The 1,618-nt window shown below is 36.0% G+C and carries 1 protein-coding gene; it reads right to left on the bottom strand.

Going from position 1 to position 1,618, the window contains the following annotated elements; genetic code table 11:
- Positions 1–33 precede the first annotated feature (33 nt).
- Positions 34–1,581 carry an IS1182 family transposase gene (locus GCQ56_RS20120; protein WP_193323853.1) on the bottom strand — a complete coding sequence of 516 codons (1,548 nt, stop codon included), beginning with the start codon at positions 1,579–1,581 and terminating at the stop codon, positions 34–36.
- Between the last annotated feature and the right edge of the window lie 37 nt (positions 1,582–1,618).

The raw sequence follows: 1,618 nt of genomic DNA, 5'->3' as shown, positions 1-1,618 counted from the left end.
AACGGCAGTTTGTCTAAAAACTGATTAAACTGCTCAATTAAGCTTTAAATATAGCAGTTTTAAGGATACATAAAAATTGAAAATCCTTTTAATTTGAAATAGAATTGAGGTTCTTATTTGAGCCAAAATAAACTCTAATAGCACCATTAATTTATAAAAAGAAGATAAATGCTGTGTTGCCCATTTAATGAGCATTTTTATGCCAATTATATTGATTATACGGCGTAGGTTATAGGCTGTCATAATAAAGCCTACATCAGCACTAGCCCTTTTAATTCCTTTTTTTGTCATAATGTGATTGAAGCCCCATTGCCGTTTTATAGTTCCATATGGATGCTCGACTATTGCTTGCCGCCTTTTGTAATAGCTTTGATTCCGTTGTACTCTTTGCTTGTTTTTATCAATGAGATCCTGGTGTTCACTTCTTTGAATTGCTTTTCCACATTTAGCCTTACTGCATTGATCTTTTACTTCGCAGTCTTTGCAAGCTTTGGTGGTATAAAGTTTAAACAGATAGGTTCTGGCTTTGTGCCATTTACCATTGGTTGTTAGTTTACTATTTTGTGGGCAGGTATAATAATCCTCAAGTTTGTTGTACTTAAAATTCGCAACATTATATTCTGGATTTGGTGCTTGTGCTGCTGCTCCAGGTATCGCCACAATTGTCTCAATTCCCAAACAATCTGCAATCTGAAATTCAGATCCTGTATGATAGCCCTTATCGTATAGTGCTGTGAACTGGTTGGTTCTTAAGATTGTTTTGGCTCTCTGTAGCATATTTCCCATTACCTTGCTATCGTTATTCATTGTTAGCTTGTAATCGATAGGGATGTTGTTTTCTGCATCTACGGTTGTTTGCAGGTTGTAGGCCACTTCAGTAATGTTATTTCGAATCGTCATCTGACGGCTGTCAGGATCAGAAGTAGAGATCTGTTTCTGACCTGTTTGCTGGATTTGTTTTTCTATATTTTGATACTCTTTTTTTCGATCAGTCTGCTTCTTTATTTCCTGCTTAATGTTCTTTTTTTGATCTCCATCACTTTCTGCCAAAGCTTTTTCATACTCGGAAAGTTTTCTGTCAATATAAGCGATATGGCGCTCAATTTTCCTTTGGTTAAAGTTGTTCTTTTTACTGTTCTGAGCTCTGAGTTTAGTGCCGTCACCAGCTAACAATTTACCACCAATCAGGTCAAAGTTCTTGGCCATTTTCACCGTCTGTCGGAATACCTTTTTAATTGCTTTGGGGTTGTCTCTTCTAAAGTTGGAGATGGTATTGTGGTCGGGACACAAGTTCCTTAGTAACCACATCACTTCTATATTTCTTTTACACTCTTTTTCCAGACCTCGAGAAGAGCGAGTTCTATTTAAATAACCATAAATATAGAGCTTGAGTAAATCTGATGGACGGTAGGCTGGTCTACCGTTTTCTCCAAAAACAACTTTAAAACCAAAGTCATTCAAATCAAGGCTATCCACAAATAAATCGATTAAACGAACTTCATTGTCTTTAGCAATTGATTGGTCTAATGAGATGGGAAAAAGATGAGTTTGTGTTCTGTCTTGTCCTTGTATAAATCTCATACTATAAGATAACAAAGTGCTGAAAATCTATCAAATA

The sequence above is a fragment of the Marinifilum sp. N1E240 genome (assembly GCF_009295825.1).
GTDB classification, from domain to species: domain Bacteria; phylum Bacteroidota; class Bacteroidia; order Bacteroidales; family Marinifilaceae; genus Marinifilum_A; species Marinifilum_A sediminis.
Note: the sequence above shows the minus strand (reverse complement) of the source record. Positions and strands in the feature narration are given on the sequence as shown.